This window comes from Limnomicrobium aquaticum, from assembly GCF_040545545.1.
Lineage (GTDB): Bacteria > Pseudomonadota > Alphaproteobacteria > Rhizobiales > Rhizobiaceae > Ensifer_A > Ensifer_A aquaticum.
In genome coordinates, this window is sequence record NZ_JBEPMB010000003.1 from 400,607 (window position 1) to 422,250 (window position 21,644).

Here is a 21,644-nt window from a genome sequence, read left to right on the forward strand (position 1 = left end):
GATCAGTAACCCAGACCCTTCTTCTCGTCATACACCTTCTGCGGATTGTCGTTCGGCGTATAGAGCTTCGACTCCGTGATGATGAACTTTTCCGGCGCCTTTTTGCTCGTCCAGTAGGCGTCGAGTGCGTCGAAGGCAGGGCCTGCCATGTTCGGCGTCAGTTCGACCGTTGCGTTGGCTTCGCCGGCCACCATGGCCTTGAAGATATCCGGAACGGCGTCGACGGAAACGACGAGAACGTCCTTGCCCGGCTTCAGGCCGGCATCCTTGATGGCCTGGATGCCACCGACCGCCATGTCGTCGTTATGGGCATACATGGCGCAGATGTTCTTGCCGCCGTCTTCTGCCTTGATGAAGCCTTCCATGACTTCCTTGCCCTTGGAGCGGGTGAAGTCGCCGGTCTGGCTGCGCACGATCTTGATGTTGTCGTGGCCCTTGATGGCTTCTTCGAAGCCCTTCTTGCGGTTGATGGCCGGCGTGGAGCCGACGGTGCCCTGCAGTTCGACGACGTTGCACTTCTTGTCGCCGACGGTCTTCACCAGCCAGTCACCGGCAACCTTGCCTTCCTTCACCTGGTCGGATGCAACCGAGGTCAGGTAGAGGTCCTGGGACGCGTCAACGCCGCGGTCGAGAAGGATGACCGGGATCTTGGCGTCCTTTGCTTCGCCGAGAACCGCGTCCCAACCCGTCGAAACGACCGGAGCGACGAGGATGGCGTCAACGCCTTGGGCGATAAAGCCGCGAATGGCCTTGATCTGGTTTTCCTGCTTCTGCTGGGCGTCGGCGAACTTCAGATTGATGCCGCGCTTTTCAGCCTGCTGCTTGGTGACCGAGGTTTCGGCCGCGCGCCAGCCGGATTCGGAACCGATCTGCGAGAAGCCGATCGTCTTGCCCTTCAGGCTGTCTGCATAGGCAGCAGAAGACAACAGGGCAGCAACGCCCGCGGCGACCGCGAGCTTCGTAAAGAACTTCATGATTTCCTCCCACAATGCTTACCCACTCTCTCCGGGTAGCTGGGTGGACGCTATCAAAAGTACTATTATATGTAAATATATGTTCATAAAAAGTGTATTATTGGCTATAAAATACACGTATAAGAAGAAAATGCCCGTTTGGGATGCGATCAGGAAAGTTGCTCAATCGTTTTGGAATCAAATGCTTCCCGCACCTGCGTTGTGCAGGCGCAGCGCGACAGCGACGATTGCGCGGAGCGCCTGAATCGTCCAAAACGGCATCACAAGCGAGAGAAAAATTCGGGAGGAATTCATGGTCCATGCGAGCCTGTCACTGACTGCAGCCACCATTTTACCGGAGGATTCCGGCGATGCGCTACTCGTCGGCCGCGTCTGGTCGAAGGCTGCCGGCGGCCCCTCGCCGGTGATTTTGCGCGAGGGTCACGTCTATGACCTCTCCGGTCACGTTGCAACGATTGCCTCTCTGCTGGAAAAACCGGATGTCGCTGCATGGCTTTCCAGCCTCCGTGATCTTCCCGATCTGGGCCGGCTTGATGCTTTCCTCAGCGGTGAGGTGGGGGAGTTGCTGGCGCCGGTCGATCTGCAGGCGATCAAGGCGGCGGGCGTCACCTTTGCCGGCAGCATGCTGGAGCGCGTGATCGAGGAGCAGGCCAAGGGCGACAGCGGCCGGGCGGAAGAAATCCGCAAGCGTCTCGCGCCCGTTCTCGGCGAAAGCCTCAAGGGTGTGGTTGCAGGCTCGCCGGAGGCCGCCAAGGTCAAGGCGCTGCTGCAGGACATGGGGCTCTGGTCGCAATATCTCGAGGTCGGCATCGGCCCGGATGCGGAAATCTTCACCAAGGCACAGCCCATGTCTTCGGTCGGCTGCGGAGCGAAGGTCGGCATTCACCCGATTTCCGAGTGGAACAATCCGGAGCCGGAAGTGGTGCTTGTCGTGCGCTCTGACGGCGAAATCGTCGGCGCGACGCTGGGCAATGACGTGAACCTGCGTGATGTCGAGGGCCGCTCGGCGCTTCTCCTGGGGAAGGCCAAGGACAATAACAGCTCCTGTGCCCTCGGACCGTTCATCCGCCTGTTCGACAAGGGCTTTACCCTTGAAGACGTCAATGGCCTCAGCGTCTCTCTGAGCGTGACCGGCGAAGACGGGTTCGAGATGACCGGCATCAGCCATATGTCCGCCATCAGTCGCACGCCGAAAAACCTTGCCAGCCAGATGCTGAACCGCAACCATCAATATCCGGACGGCGCAGTTCTCTTCCTCGGCACCATGTTTGCGCCCGTCAAGGACCGGCGCGGGCCGGGCCTCGGCTTCACCCACGAAATAGGCGACCGGGTGGAGATTGCCTCGCCCCGGCTCGGCCGTCTGGTCAATTTCGTGGACCGCACGGATGTCTGCCCGCAATGGACCTTCGGCGTGAGGGCGCTGATGCAGAACATCGCCGCGCGTGGCCTGATCGACCGGCTCTGAGGCCTGCAAGGAGGGCAGGGGATAAACTCGCTGCTTCCTTGTTTTCGTTTGCTGAAAGGGCCATCCTGACGCAACGGAAGGGTGCCTGAGTCTCACGCGCCCGATCCGCCAGAGGGGAGCCACCAGCCGCCATGCGAGAACCGATCACGATCAGTTTTTCGGGCGGAAGTGCGTTGCTCCTGCAATCCAATTCAAGCCGTTTCGACGAGCAGTTCCAGAAGCGCATCTGGTCGCTGGCAAGCGACCTGCAGGCGGCCTCCGGCTTTACCGAAACCGTGCCGGGCATGAATAATATCCTCGCGCTCTTTAACCCGGATCAGATCACGCCGGAAGAAGCGCGCAAGCAGCTTACCGAGCGCTGGGCCAAGGCGCAGCCGCTGCCACGCCGGGGCAAGACGGTGGAAATTCCGGTGGTCTATGGCGGCCAGAACGGCGAGGATTTCAAACCCTGGGCGCGCCATTGCGGGCTCGCGCCGCTGGAGGCCGCGCAGCGCCATGCGGCGGGCACATACCAAGTTGCGGCCATCGGCGCGATGCCGGGCTTTCCCTATCTCTCCGGCCTTGATCCGGCGCTGGCCATTTCCCGGCGCTCGACGCCACGGCTTGCCGTACCCGTGGGTTCGGTGATTGTCGGCGGCGCGCAGGCCGCCGTCATGCCGCAGACCTCTCCGTCCGGGTGGCACATTATCGGCCGCACCAACATCGCCCTCTTCGATCCGCATCGCGATGAGCCTTCGACCCTGGCTCCGGGCGACATCGTCCGGTTCACCATCGAGGATGTGTGGCTATGATCGAGGTACTGACGACGGGGGCTGCCAATTCGATCCAGGATCTGGGCCGCAACGGACGCTTCGATATCGGCGTCAGCCGCAGCGGCGCGATGGACCGCCTGTCGCTCATGATCGGCAATGCGCTGCTCGGTAACGAGTTGAACGCCGCAGGGCTGGAAATCGCCATCTTTCCGTTCCGCCTGCGCTTCGACCAGCCCGCGCGCTTCGCCGTGACGGGTGCCGAAGGCGCGGTAACGCTCGCCGGCCGGCCGCTGCCGCCGCGCTGGGCGGCGAGTGCGGCCGAGGGTGAGACGCTGGTGATCGCACCACCGGACAAGGGCGCGCGGGTGTATATCACTTTCGCCGGCGGCATCGATGTCGAACCGGTTCTTGGCTCGCGGGCGACCGACCTGAAATCCGGCTATGGCGGGCTTGAAGGCCGGGGGCTGAAGCGCGGCGACCGTCTAAGTGTTACCTCCAGGCCGCCGATGCGGGCCTTCGGCGCAGCGCTCGATCCCTTCGCGGCCCTTGATTTTGCCAATCCGCTTCCGGTTCGCGCCGTGCCGGCGGCGGAACACTCCGTCTTCAGCGCCGATGCGCGCAAGCTCTTCACGCGCTGGTCCTGGGGGGTCACGCAGGATGCGGATCGCATGGGCTATCGGCTGGAAGGCCCGGAACTGAAATTGGAGCGCCGGCTGGAGCTGATGTCGCATGGCATCCTGCCCGGCACGGTTCAGGTTCCGCCCTCCGGCAAACCGATCATCCAGCTTGCCGACGCCAACACATGCGGCGGCTATCCGAAGATTGCGACCATTATCGAAGCAGACCTCTGGATCGTCGGGCAGGCGGGTCCGGAGAGCCGCTTTCTCTTTACCGAAGTGACGCCGGACGAAGCCAATGCTGCGCTTCGCAGGCAGCGCCATGAGATCGACGCACTCGCCCGTACGGTCGAAGTGGTGCGCTCGCTGGCGGGATAGGATCACCATGGATATCGACTTCATCGAACGCCTGATCGAACTGGCGAAAAAGAGCGGGATCGCCGGCCTCGAATATGAGGCGAATGGCGAGACCGTGCGTATCACGCTGGGAGACGAGGAGACGACAGGCTCCGCGCAGCGCGTGGCGCATGTCGAGACGAAGGTTGCCGGCCATGCGGACGAGCCGCCTCCGCCAGCGCTTCATCGCCTGACCTCCGGCATGGCGGGCACGTTCTACCGTTCGCCCGCGCCGGGTGCTGAACCCTATGTGAAGCCGGGCGACACAATCGAGGAAGGGCAGGTTCTCGGGCTCATCGAGGCGATGAAAATGCTGACGCCCATCGAAGCGGACCGCGCCGGGCGCATCCAGTCCATCATGGTCGAGGATGGCGCGCCGGTCGTGCGCGGCATGCTGCTTTTCGAGATCGGTGATTGAGAATGTTCGATACGGTTCTCATCGCCAATCGGGGGGAGATCGCGCTGCGCATCCTGCGCGCCTGCCGGTTGCTGGGTCTGAAGACCGTCGCCATTCATTCGGAAGCGGACCGCGACCTGCGCCATGTACAGCTCGCCGACAAAAGCCTCTGCATCGGCCCCGCACCCGCGCGCGAGAGCTATCTCAACATTGCCTCTATCCTGCTCGCCGCCAAGGCGACGGGGGCGGGGGCGATCCATCCGGGCTATGGCTTTCTCTCGGAGAATGCCGGTTTTGCCGAAGCGGTCGAGAAGGCGGGCCTTGTCTTCATCGGCCCGGACGCTCAGGCCATCCGCACCATGGGCGACAAGATCGCGGCCAAGGAGGCCATGCGCGCGGCGGGCGTGCCCTGCGTTCCGGGCTCCGGCGGGGCCCTACCCGACGAGGACTGGCGCGTGCGCCATATTGCGGCGGAGGTAGGCTATCCGGTCATCGTCAAGGCCTCTGGCGGCGGCGGTGGACGTGGCATGCGCATCGTGCGCCGCGAGGAGGATCTGGCGGATGCGGTTGCGCTGACGCGCGAGGAGGCGGGCCGTGCCTTCGGCAATCCGGACGTCTATATCGAGATGTTTCTGGAACATCCGCGCCATGTCGAGATCCAGATCCTCGCCGATGCGCATGGCAATGCGGTCATGCTCGGAGAGCGCGATTGCTCGATGCAGCGCCGCCACCAGAAGGTCATCGAGGAGGCGCCGGCAACCGGCATCCCGCGTGAGGCGATAGAACGCGTCGGCGCGCGCTGCGTCGCAGCCTGCCAGCAGATGGGTTATCGCGGGGCGGGCACGTTTGAATTCCTCTACGAGAATGGCGAGTTCTTCTTCATCGAGATGAACACGCGCGTGCAGGTCGAGCATCCGGTAACGGAAATGGTGACGGGCATCGACATCGTGCGCGAGCAGATCAGGATTGCCATGGGCAAGCCGCTGTCGTTCACGCAGGCCGATATCGCCATGCGCGGCCATGCCATTGAATGCCGCATCAATGCCGAGGACCCCTTCGCCTTCACACCGTCGCCGGGCGTCGTCGACACGCATCGTCCGCCGGGCGGGCCGGGCATCCGGCTCGATACGCATCTCTACGATGGCTACGAGGTGCCGCCGCATTACGATTCGCTGGTTGCGAAACTGATTGCTTATGGCGATACCCGTGAAGAAGCCGTGAGGCGCATGAAGGTGGCGCTGGCCGAATACGAGATCGGCGGGCTGACGACCAACATTCCGCTGCATCGCCGGCTGATGAACGATCCGGGCTTCCTGCAGGGCGGGTTCGACATTCATCACCTGGAAGCGCTGATCGCCTCCGGGGCCATCAAGCCGGAGGGCGGGGCATGACGCTCGACGAAATTGAACGCGCCATTGCGCTCGCCAAATCACGCGGCCTTGCCGAACTTGAATGCGCCATCGGTCAGGGCGGTCGGCTGAAAGTCATCGTCAACCGGCCGCAAAGGCCGGTTGCGATAGCTGCGGCGGCGCCGCGACCGGCGAAGGCGAAGGATGCGATCCGCACGCGTTATTTCGGTGTCTTTGCCGATGCCTCTCCGGCGATCCGCGTCGGCGACAATGTCACGGAGCACCAGATCGTCGGCTTTCTGGAGCTCGGCGAAATCCGCTTCGCCATCCAGGCGGAGAAGCCGGGTAAGGTTGCCTCAAAGCCGGTGAAGGCCGGCGATCTCGTCGGCTATGGCGAAACCGTTTTCGAGTTTGAATAGGACGTTCTGACATGCGCATCGACCTCAATTCCGATCTCGGCGAGAGCTATGGCCCGTGGAAAATGGGTGATGATGAGGCGATCCTGCAGGTTGTCACCAGTGCCAACGTCGCCTGCGGCGGCCATGCGAGCGACCCCGAAACCATGTTCCGCACGCTGGAAATTGCGCGTGACCGGGGTGTCGTCGTCGGCGCGCATCCCGGCTTTGCCGATCGCGAGGGCTTCGGCCGCCGGCTGATCCCGATGACGCCGGGCGAGATCGAGCGGCTGGTTGCTACGCAGACCGGCGCGCTGATGGGTGCTGCCGCGCTCGCCGGTGTCAACGTGCGTTACATCAAGGCGCATGGGGCGCTGGCCAACCATTGCGCCGATGACCGAGCAGCCGCGTCTGCCATTGCCCGCGCAGCCCGCGCTTTCGGCCCGGACATGGCGGTTCTGGCGATTTCGGGCACCGAACTGGAACTGGCGGCGCGTAATGCGGGCGTTCCGGTCTACAGCGAGATCTTTGCCGACCGTGGCTATCTCTCGACCGGCCGGCTCGTGCCGCGCTCGCGGCCCGACGCGATGATCCACGATCCGAGGCAAGCCGCCGACCGCCTTGTCTCCTATCTTGAAACCGGGCTGATGCCTGTCGTGGATGGTGCGCCGATCAAGCTGGAGGCGCATTCGATCTGCGTGCACGGCGACGGACCGAGTGCGATTGCCATGGCCGCGCATATTCGAAAAACGCTGGCCGCTCGCGGCGTTATCCTAAAGTCGTTCCTCGATCCACAGGTGCAGTAAACGCCGCGCTCTTGCCTTCTCCTCCGCCACAGGTCAGAAATGTGGAAAAAGAGGGGGATAGAATGCAGGCATTGTTATCGATCAGTCGCGTCATCGACAAAGTCAGCGAAGTCATTGGCAAGTTTTCCGGTTACCTCGTCCTCGCCTGCTGCCTGATCAGCGCGGCGAATGCGGCGATCCGTTACACGTTCAACTACAGTTCCAACGCCTGGCTTGAAATCCAGTGGTATCTCTTTGCCTTCATCGTGCTTCTGGGCGCGGCCCATACGCTGCGCAACAATGAACATGTCCGTGTCGACCTGATCTACGGTTCGGTCTCGCCGCGGGCCCGCATGTGGATCGATGTCGTCGGCATCATCTTCTTCCTGCTGCCGGCCTGTCTCTATCTGGCATGGCTCTCATGGCCTTTCTTCCTCCTATCCTTCAAGGAGAACGAGATTTCAGCCAATGCGGGCGGTCTGATCCGCTGGCCTGCCAAGCTGATCATTGTCTCCGGTTTCGCGCTGATCGCGCTGCAAGGCGTGTCGGAGTTGATCAAGCGCATCGCCGGGCTTTCCGGCACGCTCGATCTCGACACGACTTATGAAAAGCCGCTGCAGTAACGAAGTCCGGGGGGACAAAACATGTTTGATTACGGCGTACTTCCGCCCCTGATGTTCCTCGGCATGATCCTCTTCATGCTCTATGGATTTCCGGTGGCTTTCTCGCTCGCAGCCGTCGGCCTGTTCTTCGGCATGATCGGCATTTTCACCGGTCATTTTGATCCGGTCTTCCTGCAGGCGCTGCCTCTACGCATCTTCGGCATCATTTCGAACGATCTTCTGCTCGCCATTCCCTTCTTCACGCTCATGGGCGCGATCCTGGAGCGTTGCGGGCTGGCTGAAGATCTGCTGGAAGGGATGGGCAAGCTCTTCGGCCGCATTCCGGGGGGGCTCGCCTATGCGGTCATTCTCGTCGGTGCCGTGCTCGGCGCGATCACCGGGACGGTGGCGGCCTCTGTCATCACCATGGGCGTGATCTCGCTGCCGATCATGCTGAAATACGGCTACAACCCGCGTCTGGCGACCGGCGTCATCGCGGCTTCCGGCACGATCACGCAGGTCATTCCGCCCTCGCTCGTGCTCGTCGTTCTGGCAGATCAGCTCGGCCGCTCGGTCGGCGACATGTATCTCGGCGCCATCGGCCCCTCAATCCTGCAGGTCGCGATCTTCCTTCTGTTTATTCTCGTGCTGTCCATCGTGCGGCCGAAGGATATTCCGGCGCTGCCGCTGGAAGCGCGCGGTGAATTGAATGCGGCGCTGGTCATAAAAGTTCTGGCCGGCATGGTGCCGTCCATCGTTCTGATTTTTCTGGTGCTGGGCACGATCTTCATGGGTCTTGCAACGCCGACCGAAGCCGGCGCGCTTGGCGTTGTCGGCGCCATGGCGCTTGCCGCGATGCATCGGCGGCTCACCTGGGATCTCGTGCGTCAGGGCATGCATTCGACCATGCATATCACGTCCATGGTGGTCTTCATCCTCGTCGGCGCGACCTGCTTCAGCCTGGTGTTTCAGGGCATGAATGGCGGGCTCTGGATCGAGCATCTGCTGAGCCACGTTCCCGGCGGCGCGGTCGGCTTCCTGATCTTCGTCAACATCTTCATTTTCTTCCTGGCCTTCTTCCTCGATTTCTTCGAGATCGCCTTCATCGTCATCCCGATGCTGGCCCCCGTTGCCCAGTCGCTCGGCATCGACCTGATCTGGTTCGGGGTGCTCATCTGCATCAACATGCAAACGAGCTTCATGCATCCGCCCTTCGGCTTTGCGCTCTTCTACCTTCGCTCGATTGCGCCCCGAAGCGTGAAGACCTCCGACATCTACATGGGCGCGCTGCCCTGGGTCGGGATGCAGCTGATCCTCGTGGCGATCACGATCTTCTGGCCGGAAACGGTGACCTACTGGCTCGACAAGACGCCGCCGCCGGATCTCGACAAGGTCAAGATCGAGGTGCCCGGTTTTGGCGGGGCGAATGGCGGCATGAGCCTGCCGCCGCTGGGTGGTGGTAACCAGCCGGGCCTGCCGCAGCTGAACTTCAACGAGCCGCCGAAGGTGAACCCCTGACGGGGTTCATCCTTCAGGCTTGAAATTCGTTGGCGTTCAGCCCTGGACGCCAACGAGGTGGCGGATGATGGCCAGCCCGCCGAAGAGCGCGCCGACCGATAGAACCACCGATCCGATCGCATAGCCGGCCGCCGCGAGCGTTTCACCGCGCTCATAGAGCAGGGCGGTGTCGAGGGAGAAGGCGGAGAAAGTGGTGAAGCCGCCGAGAATACCGGTGGTGAGGAACAGGCGGGTCGTTTGCGGCAGGCCGGATTTCAGCGCCCAGTATTCGGCGACCAGCCCCATGACGAAGCTGCCGAGAATGTTGATGAAGAGCGTGCCCCAGGGAAACCCGTTGCCGGCCCATTTCAGCGCGGTGACATTCACACCCTGCCGGAGCATGCCGCCGATGCCCGCGCCGATGAAGACGATCAGATAGTTCATGGATCATTGTCCTTTCGTTGTTGCAACGAAAGCCTGCGACGGTGGGAAGGTCAAGACGCGCTCCCGCCCTCGCGGACGGCTTTCGACCATTCCGCTTTCGGCAGGAGCTATCAGCCACGTCCTTTCGAGACCGGCGGTTCTCGGGAAGCCCCATTCCCATCGCGGATTTATCTAGGGCATGGCCGATGGATTGGCAATCCGTCCCACGCGGCGGCACGTATCGGAAACATGACAAAAATGGCTTCCCTCAGAGAGAATTATCGCGCGTTGGTCATCGGCGCATCCGGCGGCATTGGGGGCGCGATCGCGCAGGCGCTTGAGGCCGACACTCGCTGCGGCGGCGTCATACGCCTGTCGCGCCGTGACAACCTCGGCTTCGATGTCACGGACGACGCATCGGTGGGGCAAGCGGCTCAGCGCATCGCGGCGCAAGTTGACGGGCTCGACCTGATTTTCAACGCGACCGGCGCGCTGACCATTGAGGGTGTCGGGCCTGAAAAGGCGCTGAAGGCGGTCGATCCGCAAGTGATGCTCAAGCAATTTGCGCTGAACGCCGTCGGCCCGGCGCTCCTGTTGAAGCATTTCGCAGCCCTGCTGCCGCGGGACCGTCGCAGCGTTTTCGTTTCGCTCTCGGCGCGGGTCGGCTCGATTGGCGACAACCATCTCGGCGGCTGGATTTCCTATCGGGCCGCCAAGGCCGCACAGAACCAGATCGTGCGCACTGCGGCCATCGAGATTGCGCGGACGCGCCCGCTTGCGGTCGTTGCGACGCTGCATCCGGGAACGGTCGAGACAGGCCTGTCGATTGGCTATCGTGGCAACCATGCCGCGGTTGCGCCATCGGAAGCGGCGGCCAATCTTCTCGACGTGCTCAATGGCCTCCCACCGGAAAGCACCGGAGGCTTCTTTGCCTATGACGGTTCTGCCATCGAGTGGTGAAAATCACCGGGCCTCAAGGCTCGGGATATTCCAGCTTGTTCGTATCATAACCAAGTGCCTTGGCCTTGGCGACCATCACCGACAGTTCGTTCCTGGACGGCGGAGTGCGCGTGTAGATCCAGAGGTTTTTCATCTCCGGATCAGCACTGATGAACCAGTTTTTGTCCGGGGACTTGTAGAGCACCCAGTATTTGAAGGTGACGAGGCCACCGAGATAGCGCACGGTCAGCTTGGCATTCGTCGTGCCGGCGTCCTCCAGCTTCCCGATCCCGTCGATGGTGCGCAGCTCGCCCTTCGGCGAGCCCATACGGCAGCCGTCTTCGATACTATAGATATTCTTGCTGGCGGTGGGCTTGTAGGTCGTATAGCCGGCCACACATCCGTCTGTGATCTTCATCGGCGTGCGGGCGATTTCGAGCCACGTACCCCGATAGTGGTCGCGCCCAACCTTCACGACTTTCGGCTCGGCCTGGGCCGGAGCTGACGCGAGAGCAAGCCCCGCTGCAAAGAGCAAGGTGGCGAAAGGCAGGCGGCCGAGAACTGACATGGAACGATCCTCCGTTTTCCTGGAATACGCCGTGGGCATATTCCCGGATCACTTGGTCGTGGCCGGGTGCTCGCTGGGCCGCTGTTTGCCAATAGTCGGGCAATGGTTCGACATCCCCGAGAATCCATGCGGGGCCGGGTGTATTCGTTTCAGTAGACGCTCATGCATTTCTGTTGCTAAAGAAGTCGACTGTTTTCTACAACGAATGTGTTTCGGTGGTTTCTACAAACAAACTCAGGCTGGCACGCCGAAAGCGCGGGGTTGAAGCGTCCCGTGACGATACGCCCGGCATTAGTCCCACGGACATCGCGACGCATAACTCCAGGGCGGCGCTGGAAATTCTGCGGCGGGCGGGACCGCAAACGCGGCTTGAGCTGTCGACGCATTTGCAACTCACCGAACCTGCCATTGCCGGCATTATGACGCGGCTTCTCGAGGCCGGCCACGTCATGCAGCGCAAACGTGCTGGGACCGGGCGTTACGTTTCGACGGAATACCTTCTCATACCCGAAAGTGCCTTTGCTGTCGGGCTGCGCTGGAGTGCTGCGACCGGCGGCAAGGCTGCTCTGATCGATCTCGCCGGGCGCGTCGTTGCCACCGAAGGCTTCCTGTCTTTAGGCGAGGCCGGGCGCGCCGTGGAGGCGCTTCTTGAGATCGACGGGCGCGCCAAGCGCTGTCGCGGTCTGGCAGTGGCGCTGTCACCCGATTTACCGGCTGCGGCGGTCGAAGCGTTGTCGTTACCCGAGGGCTTTGCACTTCGTCTTATCGAGGAAACCGAGGCGGCTGTCATTGCCGAGCGCATGCTGGGCGTCGGCCAGCGCGACGGGGGCATCGTCGTCATTCTGGTGGGAAAAGCCGTTCGCGCCGGATTGCTGATCGGGGGCAAGCCTTTCAAGGGTGAACACGGGCGCGCCGGCAATATAGGCGCCATGCGCACCGGCCATGACCGGGTTCCTCTGGATGAGGTTCTTGGCATGTCCGTACAGCCGGCCTTCATCCGGCCGGGAGAAAATTCGGACCCGGTGACATTGGGGCGCTGGGCGGACATGGCGGCTGACCACCTCAAGGATGCGATCATCGCGGTCGGGGGCTTTCTTTCCCCCGGCCTCATTCTCATAGGAGGCGATTTGTCGGAAGAGGCTCTGGACGCCATGATCGGCAGGGTCAACCGGCTTACCCGCGAATTCATCGCCTCGTTTTCGGTGCCCGAACTCGTCCGGACACATTTCTCCGATGGCGGTACGGCTGAAGGTGCTGCGGTCGGTGTTTTCCTGGGTGACCTCCTGCCGGAAGTCGCGACGATGGATGCGCGCGAGGATTGATCCTGTCTCGTTGCCGTTCAGGCGGGTGCCGCTATGGAAGCCTGCGGGGTAGCAGACGACAGCGGCACACGCGTTAACTGGGTCTTTTCGGCAGATGGCAGGCCCAGGCGATTGGCGAGCGGCATGGCGGCAGCACCGAGAGCTGCAGCGTCTTCCGAGCACGCGGCGCGATGCAGCGAAGGCGCCTCCAGTCCCATCCGCGTCAGGTGCTCGTGCACATAGACAAGCAACTCGTCGATGATGCGCACGGGTAAGCGCCCACCCACCAGAATAGCTTCGGGATCGACCAGCATTCCTATATTGTCGATGGCCTCGGCGATCCTGCCGCTCGCGCGCTTGAGCCAGGCGCTGACAAGCGCACGGCCCCGGACGTCGAGGTGGACGAGATCGTCCGGCGTGGAGACATCGACGCCCTGGCGCTGAAGATAATCCATCAGGATGAACATTGAAAACATGTCGCCGAGCGGCTGGACCTGTCCGGCCATCGGACCTTCCTCGAAAAGAACGGGCAACCAGCCGATTTCGCCGCTGAGACCGTCGCGTCCCTTGTGCCGCACGCCGTCGATGACAGTTGCGCCACCGAGACAGGCGTTGACGAGCACGTAGAAAAAACTCCTGATCTCCGTTCCGAGACCGTAGCCGATCTCACCTGTCGCTGCCGCATTGGCGTCGTTGTCGATGAGGATCGGGTGATGTGTCAGCGTTTCCAGAGCCCCGCGCACATCGAATGTGCTCCAGGCGCGATAGGCTTCCGGAAAGCCGATGACCGGCACTTCGCCCAGCCAGTCCGGAATGGCAAGGCCGATCCCGGCAAGCCGTCCCTCATCGAACAGCCGGCGCCGGCGAAACGTCGAAAGTGCCTCCTGCATCAGGTCTATGAACTCGCCGGGCAGGATGAAGCGCTTTTCGTGATGAATGCGGCCGCGCAATGCCCCGGTCGCATCAATGACGACGATGGTCAGGTGATCGCGGTCGATATTGGCGCCGATGGAGTAGAGCCCGTCCGGATTGATTTCCAGCTCGATGGCCGGCTGGCCGCGAAGGCCATGCCGCCTGCGCGCCTCCATCACAAGGCCCTCGTCCAGCAGGCGATCGACGATGCGGGCCACGGCCTGCTTGGTCAGTCCCGACTGACGCGCCAGTTCCGCGCGCGAGATCGGCGCCGACCGATGGATCGCGCTCAAGATCACACCCCGGTTCTGCGAAGCGGCCTGCTCCAGATTAGAGCCCAGGAATTTCAGGTCTTTGTCCCCCATGACCGGAAGCAGACGATGCTGCCCAACCCCGAACGCACTATTCCATTGCAATCGGGGTCGGGCAAGGGCTTACCGCTTAAGGCGCCAGCTCTTGACCTCGAAAGGCTTCAGTTCGTCGGCTTTCGCGCCGGAGGTTTCTTCCATGATGGTCAGCGGTTCCGAGACTTGCCAGCCGGCGGGAGGCTGAATGTTGACCGTCCCGCGACGACCTGCCGGTTCGTAGAGACGCAGGATCACGCCTTCGCCATCTTCGGCCGGCTTGAGCGCCGAGAGACCAGCCGGTACGCCATCGACCGAAAGCGGCTGCCAGACGCCCGCTGCGCGATCGCTCACGGGAGCGACCAGAAGGGGCTGATTCAGCGCCTCGGCCTCTTCGCGGACGTGACCCTGATACCAGGCGCCCTCATGCGGCATCAGCGCATAGGTGAAGCGCTGATAGCCTTCGTCGACGAGCGGGTCGGGATAGACAGCGGCGCGCAGCAGCGAAATGCCAAGCACATTGCCGAATGTGCTGTGGCCGTATTTTGCGTCGTTGAGGATCGCCACGCCGAAGCCGGTTTCGGAGAGGTCAACGAAGCGATGGCCGGCAGCTTCGAACATCGCCGCATCCCAGCTGCGATTGACATGCGTCGGGCGCTCGACGACGCCATAGGCGCATTCATAGGTCGCGCTCATGGCCCGGACGGAGGTTTCGGTGATGCTGCGCAGGAAGACGCGACGGTCGTGCCAGTCGATCTCCGTCTCGATGTCGAGGCGCGGCGAGCCGGAGGCCAGCGAAAGCACCTGCGTGACGGAAGAGTTGCGCCAGCGGCGAACGATGCGGATTGCGCCGCGCGCCGTCCCCTGCTCGATGACCTCAAGGCTTTCGACATGGGTGATTTCCTCACCCTTCTGCATATAGTCGCCTTCGATATCCCAGGCATCCCAGTTGCGCGGCTTTTCCATCAGATAAGCCATCAGCCGGTTGCCGCGCCCTTCGATCGCTTCGCGACCGCTCGGCTTGTGATACAGGCTTTCGATCGTTCCGTCGCTGGCCAGCGTGACCTTGAGGATCTCGTTTTCCAGCGTTCTGGCCGTTGCCTCGACCGGCTTTGGCGTCTTGATGGCCGAGCGCGGGACGATCGCGACGCCAAGTGCGGGAATGTCGGATGCGCCGACGAGTCTTGCGCCTTCCGGCGTGACGATTTCGCAGCGGCGGGCGTCGAGTGACGGGTTGACGATCAGCAGGGCATCGCCCGCGTCACCGGCCGGCAGATGCGCGGCAATCTCGGCGAGGGCGGCCTTCTGAACGGATTCGGCATGGCCGATCGTTTCCATCAGTTCCTCTTCGGCGTCCTCATAGACCTCGCGGATCGAGGAGCCGGGCAGGATGTCATGGAACTCGTTCTTGAGCACGACGCGCCATGCGGCTTCCTCCGAGGCCGGCTTCTCGCCGCCCAGAAGATGGGCAAGCGACGAGACCGTCTCCGCCGTGATCATGCTACGCTCCGCCTTGCGGTGCAGGCGCTTGACCGCGCTCTGGCTGGTCAGCGTGGCGCGATGAAGCTCGAGATAGATCTCGCCGCGCCAGACCGGCAGGGTGACGCTCTTCGCGCTCGTCTGCGCACCGTCGAAGAAGTCGGCCACGTGACCCCAGGTCGTCTTCGGCAGGGCCGGGAAATGCGAAAGCTGTTCGTGGCGAACCAGCATTTCCGGCGTCACACCGCCGCCGCCGTCGCCGTGGCCGATAGCCAGCAGCGTCGTGTCATGCTTGTCCTTGGCGCGGTAGTTGCGCCATGTCTGATGGATATCGTGCGGCTGCAATTCGCCGTTATAGCCATGCGGCGTATTGTCGAATGTGTGGGTCAGAACCCGGCTGCCGTCGAGGCCTTCCCACCAGAAGAGGTCGGCGGGGAAACGGTTCGTTTCCGACCAGTTGACCTTGATGGTGAAGAAGTTTTCGAGCCCGCCCTGCTTGAGAAGCTGGGGGAGGGCGCCCGAAAAGCCGAAGCAGTCCGGCAGCCAGCAGACCGTGTGGCGTGCGCCGAAGGTCTTTTCGAAATAGCGCTGGCCGTAGAGGATCTGTCGCGCCAGGCTTTCGCCCGAGGGCATCATCGTGTCGGGCTCAATCCACATGCCGCCGACGGTTTCCCACTGGCCGGTCTTCACCTTTTCCAGCACGGCGTCGAACAGTTTCGGATCATCCTCGGCGATCTGCGCATAATAATGCGCCGTCGACTGGTTGAAGCGGAAGCCTTCGAAACGCTCCATCAGGGAGAGGGCGGTGTGGAACGTGCGGCGCAGCTTGCTGCGCGTTTCACGGTACGGCCACAGCCAGGCGAGGTCGATATGGGCATGCCCGGTCAGCAGCACATCGCCCTGGGGCGGGAAGCGCTTCTGGAGGTCATCGAGCGTCGCAATCAGGGTCTCATAGGCGCGCCGGACACTGTCACGCTCGGCATCGGTGAGGGCGGCAGGGCTCGCCACGACCTCCGGCAGGCGCCAGACCTTCTGCTGCATCGGTGCCGAGGCGGTGCGGCTGATATAGGCCTGCGTTTCCGTCGGCCAGTCGAGGCTGCGGAGCGTCTTTTCGCCGGCGTTCAGAAGGTGCGGAATGACTTCGTGTTCGCCGAGAACGACGATGGTCTCGCAAATCTGCTTCAGCAGCAGCGCCAGACGCTCCACCTGCGGGTCGACCCAGATGGCCTCTGCCATGGCAAGCTTCGGCTGGCGCACCGGCTCGCCGAAGGGCAGGCGGGCAACCGTCGTCGAGGATACGGAGAAGCGGTGCGAGGTGAGCGGGAATTCGCGATGGTTCGGGTCGAGACCATAAGAGGTTTCGGCGCCCTTGTCGTCACGGATCGTGATGAGGCTTTCGCCTCCCAGATCGAGGCGCAGGCGGGTTTCCGAAAGCGGCCAGGTCGAAGGAACCGAGGCGTCGACGCTGAAGCGGCGTGTGCCATCGACTTCGGGCCAGGCTGCGCCGAGAGCAATGGATTGACCGTCGACGATCCAGCCGTCGACAGGCTGGCTTTCACGCACGCGCCAGTAGGAAAGTTCCTCGGCGCGGACGGTCAAGAGGTCGAGACGTTGGGCAAGTGTGAGAGCCATTTTCGATATTCCTATGAGACGGTTTTCAGCCCTTCACCGCGCCGGCGGTCATGGCGCCGAGGATGAGGCGTTGTAGGGAAAGAAAGGCGACGATGGCCGGCACGACGGAGACGAGGCAGGCGGCAGCAAGCACCTGCAGCGAACTGTCGTTCTGCGTTCCGGCATATTGGAAGATACCGACGCCGATTGGCATAAGTTGGTCCTTGGTGATGAGCAGGAAGGGCACAAGAAACTGCGACCAGCCGGCAATCACGGTGATGATGAAGGCGGATGCGATGCCGGGCGTCGACAGCGGCACGATGATGCGCCAGAAGACGCCGAACCGGCTGCAGCCGTCGATCAGGGCTGCCTCGTCGAGGCTGGCCGGAATGCCGTCGATGAAGCCCTTCAGGATCCAGGTCGCCGTGGGCACCGCCAGCGCAATGTAAACCATCGTTACGCCGATATGGCTTTCCGTCATCTGGATCGAGGCCATGTAGCGGTAGAGCGGGATCATGATGACGAGCGGCGAGATCATCTGGAAGCTGAGCAGGCCCATCATCCATGCGCCCTTTCCCTTCATCGGGAAACGCGAGAAGGCATAGGCGGCGGGCAGCGCCACGATCAGGCACCCGATGGCGCTCAAGGTGGAGAGTTTGAGTGCGTTGATGAGATAGGACGCGAACTGGCTCGATGACAGGATCGCCTGGAAATTGGCAAGCGTCGGCTCATGCGGGATCAGCCGCGCGACGCCGAGATAGATTTCCTTACGGCTGCGCAAGGCGAGAGACAGCAGCCAGATCAGCGGCCATGCGAAGAACAGCATCATCACGGCCATGAAAAGATAGCTGAAAATGTCCCCGATACGGGCCTGCGTGACGGATTTCACGAGCGGCTCTCCTTCGGCAGGAATTTCGCATAGATCAGCGCAAGCCCCATGGAGATCGCCAGCATGAGCAGCGACAGGACCGAACCCGCAGCCAGATCGTAGTTCCGGAACACGGTGTTGAACGTGTAGAGCGAGAGCACTTCCGTTGCGCGGCCCGGGCCGCCGCCGGTCAACGATATGACGGCGTCGAACGTGTTCAGCGTCTGAATGGTGATGAGGATCAGGTTGACCATGATGGCGGCTCGCAGCTGCGGCAGGGTCACGTACCAGAAGCGCTGCCAGGGATTGGCGCCGTCGACATTCGCCGCTTCGTAGAGCACCGGGTCAATGGCCTTGAGCGCTGCATACATGACCACCATGGAAAATGCCGTTCCGCGCCAGACGTTGGCAACGACCACCGACCACATGACGGTATCCGGATCGGAAAGCCATTGCACCGGAGCGAGGCCGATAAGGCGCAGGACGCTGTTCAGGCCGCCGAAGGGCGCGCCGTTGAAGAGCATTTTCCAGACGATGCCGCCGGCAACGCCGGGGACAACCCAGGCAATCAGAGCCGTGGTTCTGAGGATCGTCGTGCCAAAAAGCCGCCGCTGCTCGCCCCGGACGACGACGAGCGCCACTGCAAGCCCCAGCACCTGCTGGCCGAGGACGCTGGCGCCGGTGAAGACGAAGGTAACCCAGAGGATTTCGGCAAGTTCCGGGCGCGTCAATGTCTTGACGATGCTGGCGAATGTGTATGTCTCACCCTTGCCAAGCAGCGTGATGTCCGTGAATGCGTAGCGGAAGACGTCGAAGACGGGGTAGAGATAGAACAGGCCGAGAACCAGGATGAGCGGCAGAAGCCACAGCGCCGGCCTAGCCTGTCCGGACTCTTTGGCCGGTGACGCCGAAGCTGACGCGACGGGTGTTGCTGCTGCTGTCATGACAGGTTCCAAACGGGCAAAAATGAGAGTGGGCGCGGACGAGGCAAGCCCCGCCCGCACCGGCTCGGGAGGCCTTTACTTCAGGCGCTGATAGGCAGCCATCGATGCGGCAAAGGCTTCATCGACCGCCTTGTCGGTTGCTTCTGCACCGGTCAGAACCTTGCCCATCATGATCTGGATCTGGTTCGAGATTTCCGGATAGACCGGCGCGCCGGGACGGGCGCGGCCCTTCTGCAGCGCTTCGCCGAAGGCCTTGTTCTCCGGCGAGGAGAAGACCTTGTACTTGCCGTAGAGATCGGCGCGTGTCGGCAGCTGGCCCTGAACCTCGTTTGCCGGACCCATGTAAACCTCACGGGCGATGTCGGCGCAGAAGGCGACCTTCTTCGCATCGGAGGAGAAGGAAGCGACCGTCCAGCCGCCGGTGCCGGTCGAGCGTTCGCCCTGTGTCGGGCCCGGAAGCGGCGAGAAGGTCCACTTGGCGAATTCAGAAGCGTCGAGCGTGGACTTCAGCTGGCCGAGCTGCCAGTTGCCACCGACAAAGAGGGCGGTGGTGCCGGCTGCAGCGGCTGCGTTGAAGTCGTCATAGTTGCCGATCGTGGCAACACGCTTCGGAGCAGCACCCGACTCGACGAGATCGCGATAGAAATTGACCGCCTTGACGAACTTGGCCTTGTTGTCGCCTTCGCCGAAGACCGGCTTGCCATCCTTGTCGACCAGATCGCCGCCCTGTGCCCAGAAATTCGCTACCCAGTCGAAGGTCGTGCCTTCGTAGCGGCTGCCGTTGAAGAGGATGCCTTCCATGCCCTTTTTCACCGAGGCGAGGCCGGCCTTCTTCAGGTCATCCCAGGTCTGCGGTGCATCCGGCACGATGTCCTTGTTGCGGTAGAGAACCCGCAGGTCCGTGCTCCACCACCAGGCATAGATCTGGCCATCGGAACCGGTCACACCCTCACGGATGAAGGGGAAAAGCTGTTCGACTTCTTCCTTCTTGAAATAGGGCGAGAAGGATTTCAGAACGCCGGCCTTCTTGAAGAGAGGCAGCACGAAGGAATCTACCGCTGCGCAATCAGGTGCAGAACCGGACTTGGCCTGTTCGAGCATGCGCGCCTGTTCCTGGCCGATATCGCCGGTCATGAGCTGCGTCTCGATCTGCCAATCGGGATGCTTCTTGATGAAATCTTCGAAGAGCTTTTTGTAGCCTTCCGCCGTCTCCGGCATGTTGTTTGCCGGGCCGTCCGTCGTCATGCGGAATACGAGCTTGTTCGGTGCGTTCGAAAGACCGATCCGGTTGTTGGTGACGAGATCGTCGGCACTTGCCACCAGCGGCGCAAGCAGGGCTACTCCGGCGGCCAGTGCGCCAGCGAACAGTTTCAACATTTCAAATTCCTCCATCCCTTGGGTCGTTCCGGGGCCGCCTGCCTCCCGCAGTGGACTTCCCAGCGCCTGATATTTAGGTTAAATCACTTTTGTTTTGTGTCAAGAGCCTTCGGGAGGAACAGCGGTGGCAAAAGTTCAAATAGACAAAATCGTAAAGAATTACGGTAGTTTAGAGGTTATACACGGCATCTCCGCTGAACTTGAGGACGGCCAGTTCATGGTCCTTGTCGGTCCGTCCGGGTGTGGTAAATCAACCTTGCTTCGTATGATTGCGGGACTGGAAACGGTGACCGGCGGACGGATTCTGATCGATGGCAAGGAGGTCAACGGCCTTATGCCAAAGGAACGTGACATCGCGATGGTGTTTCAGAATTATGCGCTCTATCCGCACATGACGGTCGCCGAAAACATGGGTTTTGCGCTGAAGCTCGCGGGCCGTTCTGCCGCGGAAATTGCGGATCGGGTGAAGCGTGCAGCCTCGGTTCTCGACCTCGATCCCTATCTTGAACGCAAGCCCGCAGCCCTGTCGGGCGGACAGCGCCAGCGCGTCGCCATGGGCCGCGCCATCGTGCGCGCGCCGAAAGTGTTCCTCTTCGACGAGCCACTCTCGAATCTCGATGCCAAGCTGCGCGTGCAGATGCGCAGCGAAATTCGCGAACTGCATGAGCGGCTGAAAACCACGACGATCTACGTCACACACGATCAGACAGAGGCAATGACGATGGCGGACCGCATCGTTGTTCTCAACAGGGGCAACGTGGAGCAGATCGGCACACCTCGCGAGGTCTACGAGACGCCCGTGAACCTCTTCGTCGCAGGCTTCATCGGTTCGCCCCAGATGAATGTCGTGAGTGGAGAGATCGCCGGCCGGGTGGGTTGCGCGTCGATCGGGGTTCGTCCCGAACATCTTTCGGTGTCCCGTGGAGGCGAGGGCTGGAGCGCCCGCGTGGTATCCTCGGAATATCTCGGTAGTGACGTGTACCTGCATGCAGTCCTGGATGACGGAACACGCGTGACCGCGCGCGTTGGCGGTGGCGCCAGCTTCGCTGCCGGAGAAGCGGTTGCGCTTGCCCCGCTCGCTGAACACGTCCACCGTTTCGACCAGGCTGGAAGGCGCCTCTGAGCCATCCAGTTGCCAGATCGTCAGCGCCCGGAATGAAGCCTTCTCGGCAGAGGCGTCGCGAAAGTCCGGCCAATGAGAGTTCCATAATATAGATTATCAAATCATAGCCTGTAGGGGGGGTACGCGCTATACCGAACTGCGACTTTTGAAGTGTGGCAGGATGTTGAAGATGGAAAGGACATCCTGAATGAAGACCCGCTACAGCCACCTCACTCTTGCAGACCGGCGTCAGATCGAACGCTGGCGATTGATGAAGATGAGCGCGACGGAGATCGCTGAGCGACTGGGACGTCACCGTTCGACCGTGTTCCGCGAGCTACGACGAAACCGGCACAACGACGTCGAGATCCCTGAACTGACGGGCTACTGGTGTGTGGTCGCTCAGAAGCTGGCGCTGGGCCGTCGGTTCCGGCACCGCAAGCTCGTCCGTCATTCCGAGTTGCGCCAGCGGATCGTCGTCTGTCTGAAGGCTGGCTGGAGCCCGGAGCAGATTGCCGGGCGGATGCGGTTCGAAGGTGCGTTGCCA

At 62.1% G+C, this 21,644-nt stretch carries 21 protein-coding genes and 1 riboswitch; of the genes, 13 read left to right on the forward strand and 8 right to left on the reverse strand.

Features of this window, described 5'->3' with window-relative positions; translation table 11 throughout:
* Positions 1-2 precede the first annotated feature (2 nt).
* Positions 3-974 carry a galactofuranose ABC transporter, galactofuranose-binding protein YtfQ gene (gene ytfQ / locus ABID16_RS13455; protein ID WP_354556857.1) on the reverse strand — a complete coding sequence of 324 codons (972 nt, stop codon included), beginning with the start codon at positions 972-974 and terminating at the stop codon, positions 3-5.
* 292 nt (positions 975-1,266) lie between these two features.
* On the opposite strand from ytfQ, the gene ABID16_RS13460 reads away from it, so the two are divergent.
* The 9 genes from ABID16_RS13460 (at position 1,267) to ABID16_RS13500 (ending at position 9,250) form a co-directional block, all read left to right on the forward strand.
* Positions 1,267-2,439: a fumarylacetoacetate hydrolase family protein gene (locus tag ABID16_RS13460; RefSeq protein WP_354556858.1), complete on the forward strand. Its 1,173-nt coding sequence runs from the start codon at positions 1,267-1,269 to the stop codon at positions 2,437-2,439.
* A 131-nt stretch (positions 2,440-2,570) separates the two neighbouring features.
* Positions 2,571-3,230: a 5-oxoprolinase subunit PxpB gene (gene pxpB, locus ABID16_RS13465; RefSeq protein ID WP_354556859.1), complete on the forward strand. Its 660-nt coding sequence runs from the start codon at positions 2,571-2,573 to the stop codon at positions 3,228-3,230.
* Entirely contained in the window at positions 3,227-4,186 is a 960-nt protein-coding gene (locus tag ABID16_RS13470; RefSeq protein ID WP_354556860.1) for a 5-oxoprolinase subunit C family protein, read from the forward strand. The genes pxpB and ABID16_RS13470 overlap by 4 nt, the downstream gene beginning before the upstream one ends.
* Positions 4,187-4,193: 7 nt before the next feature.
* Entirely contained in the window at positions 4,194-4,622 is a 429-nt protein-coding gene (locus ABID16_RS13475) for an acetyl-CoA carboxylase biotin carboxyl carrier protein (RefSeq protein WP_354556861.1), read from the forward strand.
* 2 nt (positions 4,623-4,624) lie between these two features.
* Positions 4,625-5,992, forward strand: a complete 1,368-nt coding sequence (gene accC / locus ABID16_RS13480; protein ID WP_354556862.1) for an acetyl-CoA carboxylase biotin carboxylase subunit — start codon at positions 4,625-4,627, stop codon at positions 5,990-5,992.
* On the forward strand, positions 5,989-6,369 hold the full coding sequence (locus ABID16_RS13485; RefSeq protein WP_354556863.1) for a hypothetical protein: 381 nt from the start codon (positions 5,989-5,991) through the stop codon (positions 6,367-6,369). Before accC ends, ABID16_RS13485 begins: the two co-directional genes overlap by 4 nt.
* 11 nt (positions 6,370-6,380) lie before the next feature.
* Positions 6,381-7,151 carry a LamB/YcsF family protein gene (locus ABID16_RS13490; RefSeq protein WP_354556864.1) on the forward strand — a complete coding sequence of 257 codons (771 nt, stop codon included), beginning with the start codon at positions 6,381-6,383 and terminating at the stop codon, positions 7,149-7,151.
* 62 nt (positions 7,152-7,213) lie between these two features.
* Positions 7,214-7,753: a TRAP transporter small permease subunit gene (locus ABID16_RS13495; protein ID WP_354556865.1), complete on the forward strand. Its 540-nt coding sequence runs from the start codon at positions 7,214-7,216 to the stop codon at positions 7,751-7,753.
* A gap of 21 nt (positions 7,754-7,774) precedes the next feature.
* Positions 7,775-9,250: a TRAP transporter large permease gene (locus ABID16_RS13500; RefSeq protein ID WP_354556866.1), complete on the forward strand. Its 1,476-nt coding sequence runs from the start codon at positions 7,775-7,777 to the stop codon at positions 9,248-9,250.
* 36 nt (positions 9,251-9,286) lie between these two features.
* Here the strand turns inward: ABID16_RS13500 and crcB are convergent, their stop codons facing one another.
* Positions 9,287-9,673: a fluoride efflux transporter CrcB gene (gene crcB, locus ABID16_RS13505; protein ID WP_354556867.1), complete on the reverse strand. Its 387-nt coding sequence runs from the start codon at positions 9,671-9,673 to the stop codon at positions 9,287-9,289.
* 94 nt (positions 9,674-9,767) lie between these two features.
* Positions 9,768-9,840: riboswitch (Fluoride riboswitch) on the reverse strand.
* 70 nt (positions 9,841-9,910) lie between these two features.
* On the opposite strand from crcB, the gene ABID16_RS13510 reads away from it, so the two are divergent.
* Positions 9,911-10,612, forward strand: coding sequence for an SDR family NAD(P)-dependent oxidoreductase (locus ABID16_RS13510; protein WP_354556868.1), 702 nt, complete (start codon positions 9,911-9,913; stop codon positions 10,610-10,612).
* Between the two features lie 13 nt (positions 10,613-10,625).
* Here ABID16_RS13510 and ABID16_RS13515 read toward each other — a convergent pair whose 3' ends face one another.
* Positions 10,626-11,159: a lipocalin family protein gene (locus ABID16_RS13515; protein ID WP_354556869.1), complete on the reverse strand. Its 534-nt coding sequence runs from the start codon at positions 11,157-11,159 to the stop codon at positions 10,626-10,628.
* A gap of 215 nt (positions 11,160-11,374) precedes the next feature.
* On the opposite strand from ABID16_RS13515, the gene ABID16_RS13520 reads away from it, so the two are divergent.
* Entirely contained in the window at positions 11,375-12,481 is a 1,107-nt protein-coding gene (locus ABID16_RS13520; RefSeq protein ID WP_354556870.1) for an ROK family transcriptional regulator, read from the forward strand.
* A gap of 17 nt (positions 12,482-12,498) precedes the next feature.
* Here ABID16_RS13520 and ABID16_RS13525 read toward each other — a convergent pair whose 3' ends face one another.
* The 5 genes from ABID16_RS13525 to ABID16_RS13545 all read right to left on the reverse strand — a co-directional run bounded on the left by ABID16_RS13525 (position 12,499) and on the right by ABID16_RS13545 (position 19,995).
* On the reverse strand, positions 12,499-13,737 hold the full coding sequence (locus ABID16_RS13525) for an ROK family transcriptional regulator (RefSeq protein WP_354556871.1): 1,239 nt from the start codon (positions 13,735-13,737) through the stop codon (positions 12,499-12,501).
* 69 nt (positions 13,738-13,806) lie between these two features.
* Positions 13,807-16,827 (reverse strand): alpha-mannosidase, encoded by a 3,021-nt coding sequence (locus tag ABID16_RS13530; RefSeq protein ID WP_354556872.1) that lies wholly within the window; start codon positions 16,825-16,827, stop codon positions 13,807-13,809.
* Positions 16,828-16,852: 25 nt separating this feature from the next.
* Positions 16,853-17,695 carry a carbohydrate ABC transporter permease gene (locus ABID16_RS13535; RefSeq protein WP_435532416.1) on the reverse strand — a complete coding sequence of 281 codons (843 nt, stop codon included), beginning with the start codon at positions 17,693-17,695 and terminating at the stop codon, positions 16,853-16,855.
* Positions 17,692-18,618 carry a carbohydrate ABC transporter permease gene (locus ABID16_RS13540; RefSeq protein WP_354556873.1) on the reverse strand — a complete coding sequence of 309 codons (927 nt, stop codon included), beginning with the start codon at positions 18,616-18,618 and terminating at the stop codon, positions 17,692-17,694. The genes ABID16_RS13535 and ABID16_RS13540 overlap by 4 nt, the downstream gene beginning before the upstream one ends.
* Before the next feature lie 75 nt (positions 18,619-18,693).
* The gene (locus tag ABID16_RS13545; RefSeq protein WP_354556874.1) at positions 18,694-19,995 is read right to left on the reverse strand and encodes an extracellular solute-binding protein; all 1,302 of its coding nucleotides are present in this window, start codon (positions 19,993-19,995) and stop codon (positions 18,694-18,696) included.
* 124 nt (positions 19,996-20,119) lie between these two features.
* Here ABID16_RS13545 and ABID16_RS13550 point away from each other — a divergent pair, with 124 nt between their 5' ends.
* Both ABID16_RS13550 and ABID16_RS13555 read left to right on the forward strand, forming a co-directional pair.
* On the forward strand, positions 20,120-21,118 hold the full coding sequence (locus tag ABID16_RS13550; RefSeq protein WP_354556875.1) for an ABC transporter ATP-binding protein: 999 nt from the start codon (positions 20,120-20,122) through the stop codon (positions 21,116-21,118).
* Between the two features lie 187 nt (positions 21,119-21,305).
* Positions 21,306-21,644 (forward strand): helix-turn-helix domain-containing protein (locus ABID16_RS13555; RefSeq protein WP_354556876.1); only part of this gene is annotated, 339 nt, incomplete at its 3' end.